The sequence below is a fragment of the Propionibacterium acidifaciens DSM 21887 genome (assembly GCF_000426605.1).
In the GTDB taxonomy this organism is placed as follows: Bacteria; Actinomycetota; Actinomycetes; order Propionibacteriales; family Propionibacteriaceae; genus Propionibacterium; species Propionibacterium acidifaciens.
Map to the genome: position 1 here is coordinate 73814 of NZ_AUFR01000008.1, position 12560 is coordinate 86373.

The window sequence follows — 12560 nt, forward strand, 5'->3', positions numbered from 1 at the left end:
GAGAGCTGATCGCATGAGGACCGTACGACTCGACGTCCCCGAGCCGACCACCGCATTCTGGCGTGCCCACCGCGAGGGAACACCGATCGCTCTGCGCACCTCCGGCACCACCGGTGCGGCGCGCACGATCGTGCGCAGCACGTGCTCGTGGACCCGCTCCTTCGCGCCGTTGATCGAGCGCACGGGGCTTCATGCCGGCGACAGGATGTGGATACCCGGGCCCCTCGACTCGACGATGAACCTCTTCTCGGCCTGCCTGTGCGAGTACGCCGGGGCCGTCTGGGACTCTCGGCCCGAGGGCGCGAGCTGGGCGACGCTGACCCCGTCCTGGCTGGCCAGGGCGCTCGACAGCCACGCGCCGATGAAGGCTCTCGTCGCCGGGGACGGGTTGTCCCGGGCGCTCTGGCAGCGGGCCACCGCTCTTGGCTGGGACGTGGTGCACTATTACGGCGCCGCGGAGCTCTCGCTCGTCGCACTCGGCCGGCATGCGCAGGACCTGCGCCCCTTCGAGGCCGTGGAGATCGACACCGCCGACGACCGCATCTGGGTGCGCTCTCCCTGGCTGGCCGACGGTTGTCCCGCCCCGGGGGAGCCGGGCGCGCTCCGGCGGCGCGCGGACGGTTTCGTCACCGTGGGCGACCGCGGCAGGCTCGACAACGGGCTGCTCCAGGTGTGGGGCAGGGCCGGGGCGATCACGACCGCCGGGGCGACCGTCGAGCTGGCGCCGCTGCGGGCCAGGCTCGCCGCACATGCCCACGGCGAGGTGGTGCTGCTCGGTCTTCCGCACCCCGAGCTGGGACAGGTACTGGCCGCGGTCACGACCAGCCACGACGACCTGCGCCACGTCAGGGGCTGGGCCCGCCGGAATCTGTCCGGCCCGCAGCGGCCTCGCGTCTGGCGGGTCGTCCCCCGCCTGCCCAGGACGGCGACCGGGAAGATCGACCTGCACCGGCTGGCCGAGGGGCTGCGATGAGCGTCTACGTCGTCGACGCCCGGCGCACCGCGATCGGCTCGGCCCGCGGCATGTGGCGCACCATGAGCACCACCGACCTGGCCGCCCCCGTGCTCGCCGAGCTGGTGCGATCCTGCCCCGCGCCCGAACTGATCCGGCAGATCGTCCTGGGCACTGTGCGGGGCCCCGGCGGCAATGTCGCCCGGGTCGCCGCCCTCGCAGCCGGCCTGGACGGGACACCGGCACTGAGCGTCGACCGTCAGTGCGGCTCGGGGCTGGCCGCCGTCGAGGTGGGCCACCACTGGCTGACGGCCGAGCCCGGATACGTCATCGCAGGAGGCGTCCAGGCCGTCTCGACCGAGCCGCTGACCTACTGGCCACCGGCCGGTGGAGGACCTGCCCAGCGCTACGAGCGGGCGCCCTTCTCCCCGCCGGGCTGGCCGGACCCCGAGATGGGTGAGGCGGCCGATGCGCTGGCCGCCGAGCGCGGTATCGGCCGACAACGTCAGGATGCCTACGCGGTGGACTCCCACCGGCGGGCCCTTGCGGCACAGGAGGCCGGGCTGTTCACCGCCGAGATCCTTCCCATCAGCGGCAGGGACCGCGACGAACGGCCCCGGTCCGGCTTCAGCATCGAGCGGCTGGCCCGTTTCCGGCCCATCTTCCGCAGCGACGGCACCGTCACAGCCGCGAACTCGTGCGGCATCAACGACGGGGCGGCCGCCGTGCTCATGGCCGACGAGGACACCTGGGCTCGGCACCGGAGCCCGGGGCTGCGCATCCTGGCACTCTGCTCGGCCACCTGCGACCCGGCCCGCCCCGGCTGGGGAATCGTCCCGGCCTGCCGGCTCGCCCTCGAGCGCAGCGGCATCGCCCCCGACCAGCTCGACGTCATCGAGTTCAACGAGGCCTTCGCCGGGCAGGTACTCGCCTGCCTTGACGCCCTGGGCATCGATCAGGGACGCAACTGCCCGCAGGGCGGCGCGATCGCACTGGGGCATCCCTGGGCCGCATCCGGAGCGATCCTGCTGACCCGGTTGTTCAGTCAGCTGGTCCGCCAGGGCCGGGGACGATACGGCCTGGCGGCCATCGCGATCGGGGGCGGTCAGGGCACGGCCGTGGTCGTCGAGACGGCGCGCTGGACAGCTGCCCGCCAGCGCCCGGGGCAACGGCCGGCCCGTGCCGCCACGGCCCCGGCTGGGCAGCAACCGGCGCACCGGGCGGATCGCCGCGCACGGGCCGTCGGCGGAGCCGCGCCCTTGACGTCCGTCCGGATGGGCAGGTGACCGGGCACGCGGCCCGGCACCGCCAGAACCCGCATGACGTGCGGCCCGGCCCCCTCCCATCGCACAGGGGCCGGGCCGCACGGGTCCTTGTCTCAGGCCGGCGCGGCCTCCGGGTCGGCCGCGGCGGCCCGCAGACGCTCGTTGGCTCTCTCGACGTCGAGCCTCCACAGCAGGAACAGGATGATCGCATTGGCGATGGCCGGGATCCACAGGTACATGAAGTAGAGCATGGCGATCACCGAGTGCGCCTGCGCCTCGGCGTTGGCGACGTAGCCGCTGGACGACAGCAACCAGCCGGCCAGCGCCGTGCCCAGACCACCGCCGACCTTCACCCCGAGTGAGGTGCACGAGAACATGAGGCCGTCGATACGTTTGCCGAACCGCAGGAAGGTGTTCTCGGAGGCCTCGGCGATGAGCGCGTTGAGCGTGCCCTGCAGCGGGCTCATGCCGAGGGAGGCGACGCCCGAGAAGAACATCATGAGCGGGACATTGCCCAGGTAGGCGGCGCCCGCCACCCCCAGCCGTCCGAGGACGGCGATGATGTAGCCGACGATGTTCACCTTGTACATGCCACCGAACTTCGCCACGACCGCGGGCGCGAAGAGCAGCCCGACGATGAGCGGGATGTTGATGGCCCATGCGAAGGGGCCCAGGAGGTTGGCATTGCCCAGGATGTACGTCATGAAGTAGATGCCCATGTTGAGGGTCGCGGTGAACATCTGGGTCATGATGAAGATGACGAGGATGACCAGGTAGTACTTGTTGTGTGCCAGCAGCTTGAAGGACTCGGCGACCGAGACCTTCTCGGCCTGCCGGGCGGCCTCGGCGTCGTCGATCTCGGTGAGTTCCTCGGGCGAGAGCTCCTTGACCGACAGCACGGAGATCGTGTTCACCGCCAGGCCGACGAGAGCGTAGATGATGGCGATGGTCCGCCAGCCCTCCGCGCCTCCGCCGAGCATCTTGACACCCTCGACGGTGATCGTCTGGATGGTCAGGCTGGTGCCGAAGGCGAACATGAACCGGATCGAGCCCATCTGGACGCGTTCGGAGCTGTTCTTGGTGATGAGCGCCGTCAGTGTGGAATAGGCGATGTTGTTCGCGGTGTAGAAGACGGCATTGAGCAGCGTGTAGGCGATGAAGAACCAGGCGTACTTGGCGGTGTCGCCCAGGCTCACCGGGATCGCGAAGATGGCGATGATCATCGCGGCACAGCCGAAGAAGGCCCACAGCATCCACGGGCGGGCCTTGCCCATCCTGGTCTGGGTCTTGTCGAGGAGCGTGCCGAAGACGAAGTCCGAGAAGCCGTCGAACAGCTTCGAGACCATCATCAGCGTGCCGACGACGCCCGCGTTGAGACCGACCGTGTCGGTCAGGTAGATCATGACGAACGCCGACAGGAGGGCGTACACGACGTTCCCGGCGACGTCGCCGGATCCGTAGCCGACCTTGTTGTACCACCTCAGGTACTTCTTCTCTGGCATGAGTTCACCTTTCTCCAGGGAACGAGTGGTTGGCGGGTGGTCAGTTGGTGAGGGCGGGGACGAGCCGCAGGTTGAGCTTCAGTTCCGCGTCGTCGACGCGGTACCGCTCCAGCAGGGCCGGCCCGCAGCTGTTGGAGCCGATGCCCGACATCGCCGCGTCGAGACACAGGACCGTGGAGCCGCAGGGTTCCAGCTCGACGTCGTGCCGGGCGCGGGTCAGTTCCTCCTGCGTCCAGGCGGAGGCGTTGAACGAGAACCGCCGCGCGCCGACGACGGTCAGGGCAAGCCCCGGCCCGGTCAGCTCGACCAGCTCGCAGTCGGCGCGGCTGCCGTTCTCCTGCGGACGGATGTAGTCGTGCCCCAGATCGGCGACGGAGCTGGTGAACATGCCGTGGTGGCAGGCGCGGTGCTTGTCGACGTAGCTCTCCTGGGGGCCGAGCCCGAAGTAGCGCACGGCGTCCAGCCGCCGGGGCAGGAACAGGCGCAGTCCGAAGCGCGGCAGGAAGGGGAACTCCGTGTCGCGCTGGGCGTTCAGGTCGAGGGCCAGTGAGCCGTCGGAACCGATCGTCCAGCGCGCCCCGAGACGGGCGATGGGCTGGACGGTCGGGGCGACGAGCGCCATCGTGGCATCGACGAACACCTGCCCGGTGGGGGTCGTCGACACGGCGGTGCTGTAGGCGCGGGTGCTCGTCTGGTCGTAGCGGGCCCGCAGCCACTCCAGCTGAATGGAGCGGTCGTTGTCGGTGGGGGCGCGCCAGATGTTGACCTCGGCCGGCCGGTCGAGCAGCCGTTCACCGCCGACGGTCATGGTGCGCGGCAGGCCGGTGCTCCGGTCGAAGCAGTACTCGAAGTCCTCGCCGCGCACGGTGATGGCCTCCTCGTCCTGCACGGTGCCGGGCGTGGGCCCGCCGGCAGCGCGGCCGAGCAGCGCCGCGGCCTCGCGCAGGCGGGGCTCGGCGGTGGGCACCTCGATCTCGTCGAAACCCAGCTCGTGGCCGGCCTCCAGCAGTGGCCGGGGCTCGGCCAGGCGGTAGCGCAGCGTGAGGAAGCAGCAGCCGCTGGCAGGGGTCTCGATGCGCAGCGGCACCGTCGCGCTCGTGTGGGGCGGCACGGAGGCGGGCAGTTCGACGGGCCCCTCGTCGACGAGCTCGCCGTCGCGCGTCAACGTGTAGGAGACCTCGGCGTAGCCGGCGAGATCGGTGAAGTCCAGGTCGTTGCGCAGGGTGACCGTGCCGGCGGCGAGGTCGAGGGCGGTGACCCGCACCGGGCGCTGGACGTTGCCGAGTTCCAGCAGGCCGGGGTGGGGTTCCCGCTCGGGCGAGACGAGCCCGTCGACGCAGAAGTTCCCGTCGTGGACCCGTTCGCCGTGGTCGCCGCCGTACAGGTGGATCGGCCGCCCGTCCGCGGTGGTACCGGCGCGCACCGCGTGGTCGCACCACTCCCAGACGAAGCCGCCGCACATGCGCTCGTCGGCGTTGATGAGCTGCCAGTACTCCTCCAGGTCGCCCGGCCCGTTGCCCATGGAGTGGCAGTACTCGACGAGGATCAGCGGCTTGTCGGGCTCGTCGTCCAGGTAGGCGTGGATCTCGTCCAGGCTCGGGTACATGCGGCTGTACAGGTCGATGCTCGAGTAGTCGTAGCGCCGGTCGCCCGAGCGGTAGTAGGCGCTCTCGTAGTGGGTGACGCGGCTGGGGTCGAACTGCTTCATCCACAGCAGCGCCGCCTCGAAGGTCCAGCCGTAGGCGCACTCGTTGCCCGCCGACCAGGAGATGATGCACGGACGGTTCTTCTCGCGCTCGACGCACAGCCGGACCCGGTCGAGCGTGGGCTCGATCCAGGCGGGATTGTTGGCGATCCGCTCGTTCCAGTGCTCGACGACGTTGGGCCAGGAGTCATCGGCGAGGAACTGCGTCTGGGTGCCGTGGCTCTCGTTGTCGGCCTCCGACATGACGTAGAAGCCGTACTCGTCGCACAGCTGGTAGAACTGCGGGCAGTTGGGGTAGTGCGAGGAGCGGATCGCGTTGACGTTGTACTGCTTCATGAGCCGCATGTCGCGGCGGATGTGGTCCAGGCCGATGGTGGGCCCGGTGACCGGATCGCTGTCGTGCCGGTTGACGCCGCGCAGCGTGACCGGCGCGCCGTTGACGAGCAGGACCGGCCCGTCGGTCCGCACCTCGCGCAGGCCGACCCGGTCCCTGATGACCTCGTCGGGGCAGCTGAGGGTGAGCGTGTAGAGATAGGGGTCCTCGGCGCTCCACAGGTGCGGTCGGGGCACGGTCACGACGGCCCGGTGCGTGAACTGCGGGTCGGCGCCGAAGGGTTCCAGGACGGCTCCGGCGACCGGGGCGCCGTCGGCGTCGGCCAGCTCGAGCCGGGTCGACACCTCGCCGCCGCGGAAGGCGGCCCGCACGGTGACGGTGGCGGTCCCCTCGCCCAGCTGCGTCGTCGTGAAGTAGTCGAAGAGCGCCGCGGCCGGGCGCCTGAGCAGGAAGACGTCGCGGAAGATGCCGCTGGTGCGGAACTTGTCCTGGTCCTCCAGGTAGGTGCCGTCGCACCACTTCAGGACGAGGACCGCCAGCCGGTTGCGACCCGGGACGATCTGCTCGGTGACGTCGAACTCCGCGGTGGCGTGCGAGACCTGGCTGTAGCCGATGTAGGTGCCGTTGAGCCAGACGTAGAAGCACGAGTCCACGCCCTCGAAGACGAGGCTCACCACGGGGGCGGCAGCGTCCGGGACGTGGTCGAACTCGGTCAGGTAGGCGCCGGCCGGGTTGTCATGCGGCACGTACGGCGGGTCCAGCGGGATCGGGTACCGCACGTTCGTGTACTGGTGCCGGTCGTAGCCCTGGTGCTGCCAGCTGCCGGGAACCTTGATGGGAACGAAGTCCTGCGGCTCGTGGTCCGTGGCGTAGAAGGCGTCGGTGAGCTCGTGGACGCTGTCGTAGTAGCGGAAGTCCCAGTCGCCGTTGAGCAGCTGGAACCGGTCCGAGGACTCCCGGTCGAGCGGGTCGTGGCCGCTGCGGGGCGAGCCGGGAACGTAGTAGGCGCGGGTGGGCAGGGTGTTCTCGTGCAGCACCGAGAGGTCCTCGTAGTGCCTGGGAACGATCATCGTCGGCGTTCCTTCCCTTGTGACGTCTGCCTGGCGGGCCTCTGCTCCGAGGCGGGCACCAGGTGTTCTGAGGGGATGCAGCCCGGGCGGAGCCGCACCTTTGAGTGATATCGTTAACATCATGCACCACACCACCGTTGACGTCAAGTCAGCGCGGAATAAATGACCCGAACTCGTGGTCAATCCGACAAAATTGTCGACGTCAACAATCATGTTGACGGATCGCTCGGGCCGACTTGGTATGGTCCGGCCCATGGGAGGCACACGTCCTGGCGCGGCAGGCGCGCCGTCGATCATCGACGTCGCGCGGCTCGCGGGCGTCTCCTCGCAGACGGTGTCGAGGGTCTCCCGCGGCGCACCGAACGTGAGCGACAGGACCAGGGAGCTGGTCCTGCAGGCGATGGACAAGCTCGGCTACACACCGAACAAGGCCGCCCAGGCACTGCGCAGCGGCGCCTTCCACACGATCGGCGTGCTCACCCAGCAGATCCAGCGCACCGGTGAGGCATGGACGACCAGCGGCGTCCTGGAGGCAGCAGCACAGGCCGGGTACACGGTCGTCATGGCGCAGGTCGCCCATCCCGATGGCGCGGAGATGGGCCGGGCCGTGGGCCGGCTCGCCCAGCAGTCGATCGACGGCCTGGTGATCGTCCAGGCCGGGACCGCCACGGCGGAGCACCTGGCGCTGCCGGCCGGCCTTCCGGTGGCCTCCTCCGACTCGGCGCTCGCCGGACGCTATCCGTCCGCGTCGGCGGACCAGGTGCAGGGCGTGCGCGAGGCGATGAGTCATCTTCTGGGGCTGGGCCACCGCACGGTGCATCACATCGCGGGCCCGGCGGATTCGCGTTCGGCACACGTCCGGTCCGCGGCGTGGGCGCACTGCCTGGCCGAGGCGGGGATCGCCGCGCCCGAGCCGGTCTCGGGCGGCTGGGAGGCGAGCGACGGCTACGCGGCCGGGCTCGAGCTGGCCGGGGACCCGGAGGTCACCGCGGTCCTCTGCGCCAACGACGAGGTGGCGCTCGGGCTGATACGGGCCCTGCACGAGTCGGGCAGGCGGGTGCCCGAGGACGTCTCCGTCGTGGGCTTCGACGGACTACCGCTGGGCGAGTACGCCTTCCCCCCGCTGACCACCGTCCAGCAGGACTTCCGTCGCGCCGGCGCCGAGATGGTCCGGCTCGTGCTCGCCCAGGCCCAGGGGCGGCCGCTCGAGGAGAGCCATGTCATCATCCCGACCAGGCTCGTCGTGCGGGCCAGCACCGCGGCGCCTCCGGCCTGACGCGTCGGCCCTCTTGAGAACCGGACGGGACCATGACGGCGGGCGACCGGCCCGCGGTCAGAAATCGGCGTCGACCCGCGTGGCGCCGAGGGCGTAGAAGGTGGCCTCCAGGACACCGACCGGGCAGGGCTGCTCGGACAGGACGATGCTCACCCAGCCGCGGTCCTCGTCCACGACGTCGGCGTCCCACCAGCGCCAGGGACGCTCCCCCGGGTCGGCCCAGGGCAGCCAGGCGTCGACGTCCCAGATCCTGTCGGAACCGGCCGGGCGACGCCGGCAGGCCCTGCGGAACCAGCCCGGCAGGGTGGCCCTGGCCCTGCCGTCGGTGAAGGCCTCGTGGTCGAGGCCAGCCACCGTCAACCAGACCTGCCGAGCGCCGTCGATGACGTCCTTGGCCAGGCCCGGGGCGACGACGTCGATGCGGCCGAGACCGACCCCGCCGGGCTGTTCACCGGCGTCGGGACCGGACCTGAGCCGTGACAGCTCCGTGGACATGGCAGACCTCCCGCGGGCAGGGGATGCGGTGAACCCATCATCGCGCACGACCCGACCGGCCCGCTCCCCCGGCCCCGAACTGTCAGCCCATCGACTGGCTTATGGCTCGGGCCCACTTCGCTCAACGCCTGTCCACATCTCAAGCCAGCAACTAGACTCGACACATGAGTGCAAGATTGGGACGCCTTGTCGTGGAGGGGTTCAGATCGATCCGCCAGCTTGAGCTGGATCTCACCTCAGACGTCACCGTGCTCATCGGGGCCAACGGCTCAGGGAAATCGAATCTGGTGAGCGCCTTGGAACTGGTCTCACGCATCTGGGACGGCAGTTTCCATGAATACCTGAAACAGCGCGGAGGAGTCGGCAACCTACTCTTCGAGAACTACGAAGAAACCGCCGAGCACATCTTCGTCGAACTCCTATCGGAGTTCGACGAACAGGACCATCGGAACGGCTATCGCGTAGAAATATCTGCCATCCCGATACAGGTTTTCAACTCAGAAGTAGTAGCAGAACTGCACGAATGGCTGCTCTTCCAAGCCGGCCGCGAGTGGCAACGCCCCTATGACGAAGACTTGGGACTCAGCCTGCAGAGCAAAGTCCGACACATCGTCGAATCGGAAACTGCTGGAAAACGACTCCATAATTTCGCCACCTACGTTCGCCCCATCCTTGAAGGATGTCGAGTCTTCCATTTCGATGATGTCTCCAGCAACGCGCCAGTCAAAAGCAGGCCACGGGCCGGCGACAACTTGAGCCTGCACTCGGACGCCGCGAACATTGCCGTCTACCTCTACCGGGTCCAAACCGAACACCCTGAGCACTACCTGAGGATTGTTTCCGCCATTCGACATGTCACTCCTTTCTTCGATGATTTCGTTCTCCTGCCAGATACTTCAGTTTTATCGAGCTGCGCTGGAGACAACGGGGACTGGATCGCGTTTTCACAATCCATGAGGCCAGTGATGGCACGCTGCGCTTCATCTGCTTGGCCACCTTGTTACTCGGACCCGATCTTCCGGCAACCGTGGTTCTGGACGAACCGGAGCTCGGACTTCACCCGGCAGCGATCGGCCTGCTCGCCGAGATGGCCCGCATCGCCGGCCGCAATGGCCACAAGGTCATCCTGGCCACTCAGTCCGTGCCTTTGGTCTCCCATTTCGAGCTGGGCGAGATCGTCGTTCTGAACCGGGTCAATGGCGCCACCGAGGCAGCATGGGAAGCACGGCGGGCAAGCAGCCGAGTCCACCCGCCCCGAACGAGAGCGTTTCTGCACACGAGAGGTGCCGCAACGGATCGTTGCGTCCATTCCAGTGAGGATTGGCGGTCGATCGGCGGCCTGCTGGCTACCGTTGTCACAGACCCGAGGAACAGGAGGCGAGTGACATGACCCCCGGCGAGAAAATACAGCGACTGAGAAGGCAGCAGGGACTCTCCCAGGAGGCCTTGGCGGAAAGGATCACGGTCACCAGGCTGACCATTTCGAAATGGGAGTTGAACCAGTCCTCACCGGACCTGTTCTTCATCGCCCAGCTCAGCGACATATTCAACGTGTCCTCCGATTACCTCATCAAGGACGACATGGTCGAGCCCGACGAGCTGCTCGTCAGGAAACGGAACTACAGATTGTCCGAGCGCAGCAGGCGCATTCTGCTGGTGAGCTTCTCCGCGGCGGCGTTGACCGCGATCTGCGTGTGCCTGATCTGTGATTACTTCACTGCGGACGAGCTGTCCTGGTCCCTCATCACCGCCACATCCATCGTCGCGGGATGGCTCATACTGGTCCCGGGCCTGACGGCCAGGACGAGGCCTGTCCTGAGGACGCTGCTCATGGCGAGCATCGTTCCCGTCCCGCTCCTCGCACTGCTGTCCGTGCTGCTGCAGAAATCCGTCATCCTCACCCTGGGCGCCTGCATCTCACTGGTGTCGATCGCGGCCCTGTGGGCGGTGTACGGAATCTTCCGCAGGCTCTGGCCGAACTGGTACCGGGCGGCCGGTTTCTCCCTCCTCGTCATGGTCCCCGTTCCGATAGCGATCACTCACTTGGCGACCGCGTTCCTTCGGCGAGGCACCCGCAATCTCACATCGGAGATCTTCAACAGCGCCATCACCCTTGTCCTCGCTCTCGTCTGCTTCGGATTGGATTTCATCGATCGCCGCCGCATGGACGAGGACGCTGACCAGAGATGAGAACCGTTCTGCTACATGGACTGGGCCAGACGGCCAAGGACTGGGATGGCGTGATCACGCGGATTCGAGCCGGTGAGGTGGACTGCCCGGAATTGTTCGCCGAGACGACCGGCGAGGTCAGCTACTCCCGGCTGCTGGCCGATCTGGAGCACCGGTATGCGGGCACGACGGAGTCGCTTCGCCTCTGCGGGCTCTCACTGGGGGCGATTCTTGCCATGGACTACACGATCCGGCACCCGGACGAAGTGGCTTCACTGGTTCTCGTCGGGGCGCAGTACAGGACACCCCGCCTGCTCATGGGCCTTCAGAATCTCCTGTTCCGGTGCATGCCGGGCAGGGCATTCGACGGCATGGGCATCTCCAAGAGTGAGGTGATCGAACTGGCCCGGTCCATGCGGTCACTGGATCTCACGCCGCGGTTGAGCGAGATCGTGTGCCCGGTGGCGATCTTGTGCGGGGGAAGGGACCGGGCGAACCTGAAGGCGTCGAGGCGGCTGCAGAAGCTTCTGCCGCAGGCGACGCTCCATGTCGTGCCCGGGGCGGGCCATGAGCTCAACCGGGCTGCGCCAGATGCCATCGTTGACGTCCTCGATCCTGGGGCGCTCGGGGGCGCCGACGGGTCTCCTTGGACCAGCACGAGCCAGTGACCGGCTTGGGAAAACAACTCCGTGTCCCCGCTCCTGCGTGGGTTCTTGATCCGGGTCCTGCACCGCACGGCCAGGAGTTCATCCCACGGCTCGGCAGGGTTCGAGAAGTCCCTCGGGAGTCGCGCGCGGCAATGCGTGTGGCCCATGAAACTCATTCATGAGGATCGGACCTGGGCCGCACTCCACGCCAAGAGCCCGCCGGCTGAAACCATGAACGTTTTTCCCGCACGGGCCCTGCCGACAGCCGCCGTCCGGCACCCTGCGGCGCGTGGCCACACGGTGTGCCAGAGTGGGATCCGGCAGCGCGGGGAGGGGACCATGGCGACCGACGATCTCGGGTACACCGTCGAACCGGCCGTGCTGCCCCGACGTGTCGTCAGCCTGGTGCCCTCACTCACCGAGGCCCTCGCCTGGAGCTGTCCCGAACGCATCGTCGGGGCCACCGAGTTCTGCGTCCGCCCGGCCGACCTTGCCGAGCGGGCCGGGCACGCCGTCCGCCGGGTGCGGGGCCCGAAGAACCCCGACCTGGCGGCCATCACCACCCTGGCACCCGATCTGGTCGTCGCAGCGCGGGAGGAGAACCGCCGCGCCGACGTCGAGGCGCTGCGCGCGGCCGGCGTGGCCGTGTGGGTCACCGACGTGGACAGCGTCGACGGCGCCCTGGCGAGCCTGCGTCGGCTCCTGGGCGAGGCGCTCGGCCTGACCCCGGAGCCCAAGTGGCTCGCGGCGGCCTCTCGCGCCTGGAGCGCACCGGACGAGGAGCCTGGCGCGCGCGTCGTCGTGTGCATCTGGCGCGACCCGTGGATGGTCGTCGGGCCCCGCACCTACGCGGCAGACCTGCTGCGCCGCTCCGGTTTCCCGCTGGCGCCGCTCGACGTCGCGGGCTGGCGGTCCGCGCGTTACCCGGCCGTCACCGTCGAGACGATCCAGCGGGCCGGCGCCGATGCCGTCGTCCTGCTCGACGCGCCCTATCCGTTCACACCCGACGACGGCCCCGAGTGCTTCCCCGGCCACGACGTACGGATCCTGCCCGAACGCCCGGTGGTCTGGTATGGCCCCGCCATGGTCGACGCCCGCGCCCGGATCCGCCGGCTGATGGGACGCGGTTGAGCGGACCGGGCGGG

10 protein-coding genes and 1 pseudogene are annotated in these 12560 nt (G+C 68.6%); 8 read left to right on the forward strand and 3 right to left on the reverse strand.

Going from position 1 to position 12560, the window contains the following annotated elements; genetic code table 11:
* Window positions 1-13: 13 nt before the first annotated feature.
* Both K336_RS14345 and K336_RS14350 read left to right on the forward strand, forming a co-directional pair.
* The gene (locus K336_RS14345; protein ID WP_051245389.1) at window positions 14-973 is read left to right on the forward strand and encodes an AMP-binding enzyme; all 960 of its coding nucleotides are present in this window, start codon (window positions 14-16) and stop codon (window positions 971-973) included.
* A complete protein-coding gene (locus K336_RS14350; protein ID WP_081660571.1) occupies window positions 970-2238 on the forward strand; it encodes a thiolase family protein in 1269 nt (422 codons plus the stop codon). The genes K336_RS14345 and K336_RS14350 overlap by 4 nt, the downstream gene beginning before the upstream one ends.
* Window positions 2239-2330: 92 nt before the next feature.
* On the opposite strand, the gene K336_RS0104310 is transcribed toward K336_RS14350, so the two are convergent.
* Window positions 2331-3719 carry an MFS transporter gene (locus K336_RS0104310; RefSeq protein WP_028706378.1) on the reverse strand — a complete coding sequence of 463 codons (1389 nt, stop codon included), beginning with the start codon at window positions 3717-3719 and terminating at the stop codon, window positions 2331-2333.
* A gap of 40 nt (window positions 3720-3759) precedes the next feature.
* Entirely contained in the window at window positions 3760-6828 is a 3069-nt protein-coding gene (locus K336_RS0104315) for a glycoside hydrolase family 2 TIM barrel-domain containing protein (protein ID WP_028706379.1), read from the reverse strand.
* Between the two features lie 253 nt (window positions 6829-7081).
* Here K336_RS0104315 and K336_RS0104320 point away from each other — a divergent pair, with 253 nt between their 5' ends.
* Entirely contained in the window at window positions 7082-8104 is a 1023-nt protein-coding gene (locus tag K336_RS0104320; RefSeq protein ID WP_051245401.1) for a LacI family DNA-binding transcriptional regulator, read from the forward strand.
* Between the two features lie 57 nt (window positions 8105-8161).
* Here the strand turns inward: K336_RS0104320 and K336_RS0104325 are convergent, their stop codons facing one another.
* Complete coding sequence (locus tag K336_RS0104325; RefSeq protein ID WP_028706381.1) at window positions 8162-8599, reverse strand: hypothetical protein; 438 nt, start codon at window positions 8597-8599, stop codon at window positions 8162-8164.
* Between the two features lie 164 nt (window positions 8600-8763).
* Here K336_RS0104325 and K336_RS20085 point away from each other — a divergent pair.
* From K336_RS20085 to K336_RS0104350, 5 genes and pseudogenes are all read left to right on the forward strand, one after another.
* Window positions 8764-9096, forward strand: a pseudogene (locus K336_RS20085) (AAA family ATPase); the annotation flags it as partial.
* A 452-nt stretch (window positions 9097-9548) separates the two neighbouring features.
* Window positions 9549-9989: an AAA family ATPase gene (locus K336_RS20090; RefSeq protein WP_411431117.1), complete on the forward strand. Its 441-nt coding sequence runs from the start codon at window positions 9549-9551 to the stop codon at window positions 9987-9989.
* A complete protein-coding gene (locus tag K336_RS0104340) occupies window positions 9986-10789 on the forward strand; it encodes a helix-turn-helix domain-containing protein (protein ID WP_028706382.1) in 804 nt (267 codons plus the stop codon). The genes K336_RS20090 and K336_RS0104340 overlap by 4 nt, the downstream gene beginning before the upstream one ends.
* Complete coding sequence (locus K336_RS14355; RefSeq protein ID WP_051245390.1) at window positions 10786-11436, forward strand: alpha/beta fold hydrolase; 651 nt, start codon at window positions 10786-10788, stop codon at window positions 11434-11436. The genes K336_RS0104340 and K336_RS14355 overlap by 4 nt, the downstream gene beginning before the upstream one ends.
* Window positions 11437-11754: 318 nt before the next feature.
* Window positions 11755-12546, forward strand: coding sequence for a helical backbone metal receptor (locus K336_RS0104350; protein WP_028706383.1), 792 nt, complete (start codon window positions 11755-11757; stop codon window positions 12544-12546).
* The last annotated feature ends 14 nt before the right edge of the window (window positions 12547-12560 follow it).

Excerpts from the sequence above, each read along its gene's own strand:
- K336_RS14345 (WP_051245389.1), top strand. The coding sequence starts at position 14 with ATGAGGACCGTACGACTCGACGTCCCCGAGCCGACCACCGCATTCTGG.
- K336_RS14350 (WP_081660571.1), top strand. The coding sequence starts at position 970 with ATGAGCGTCTACGTCGTCGACGCCCGGCGCACCGCGATCGGCTCGGCC.
- K336_RS0104310 (WP_028706378.1), bottom strand. The coding sequence starts at position 3,719 with ATGCCAGAGAAGAAGTACCTGAGGTGGTACAACAAGGTCGGCTACGGA.
- K336_RS0104315 (WP_028706379.1), bottom strand. The coding sequence starts at position 6,828 with ATGATCGTTCCCAGGCACTACGAGGACCTCTCGGTGCTGCACGAGAAC.
- K336_RS0104320 (WP_051245401.1), top strand. The coding sequence starts at position 7,082 with ATGGGAGGCACACGTCCTGGCGCGGCAGGCGCGCCGTCGATCATCGAC.
- K336_RS0104325 (WP_028706381.1), bottom strand. The coding sequence starts at position 8,599 with ATGTCCACGGAGCTGTCACGGCTCAGGTCCGGTCCCGACGCCGGTGAA.
- K336_RS0104340 (WP_028706382.1), top strand. The coding sequence starts at position 9,986 with ATGACCCCCGGCGAGAAAATACAGCGACTGAGAAGGCAGCAGGGACTC.
- K336_RS14355 (WP_051245390.1), top strand. The coding sequence starts at position 10,786 with ATGAGAACCGTTCTGCTACATGGACTGGGCCAGACGGCCAAGGACTGG.
- K336_RS0104350 (WP_028706383.1), top strand. The coding sequence starts at position 11,755 with ATGGCGACCGACGATCTCGGGTACACCGTCGAACCGGCCGTGCTGCCC.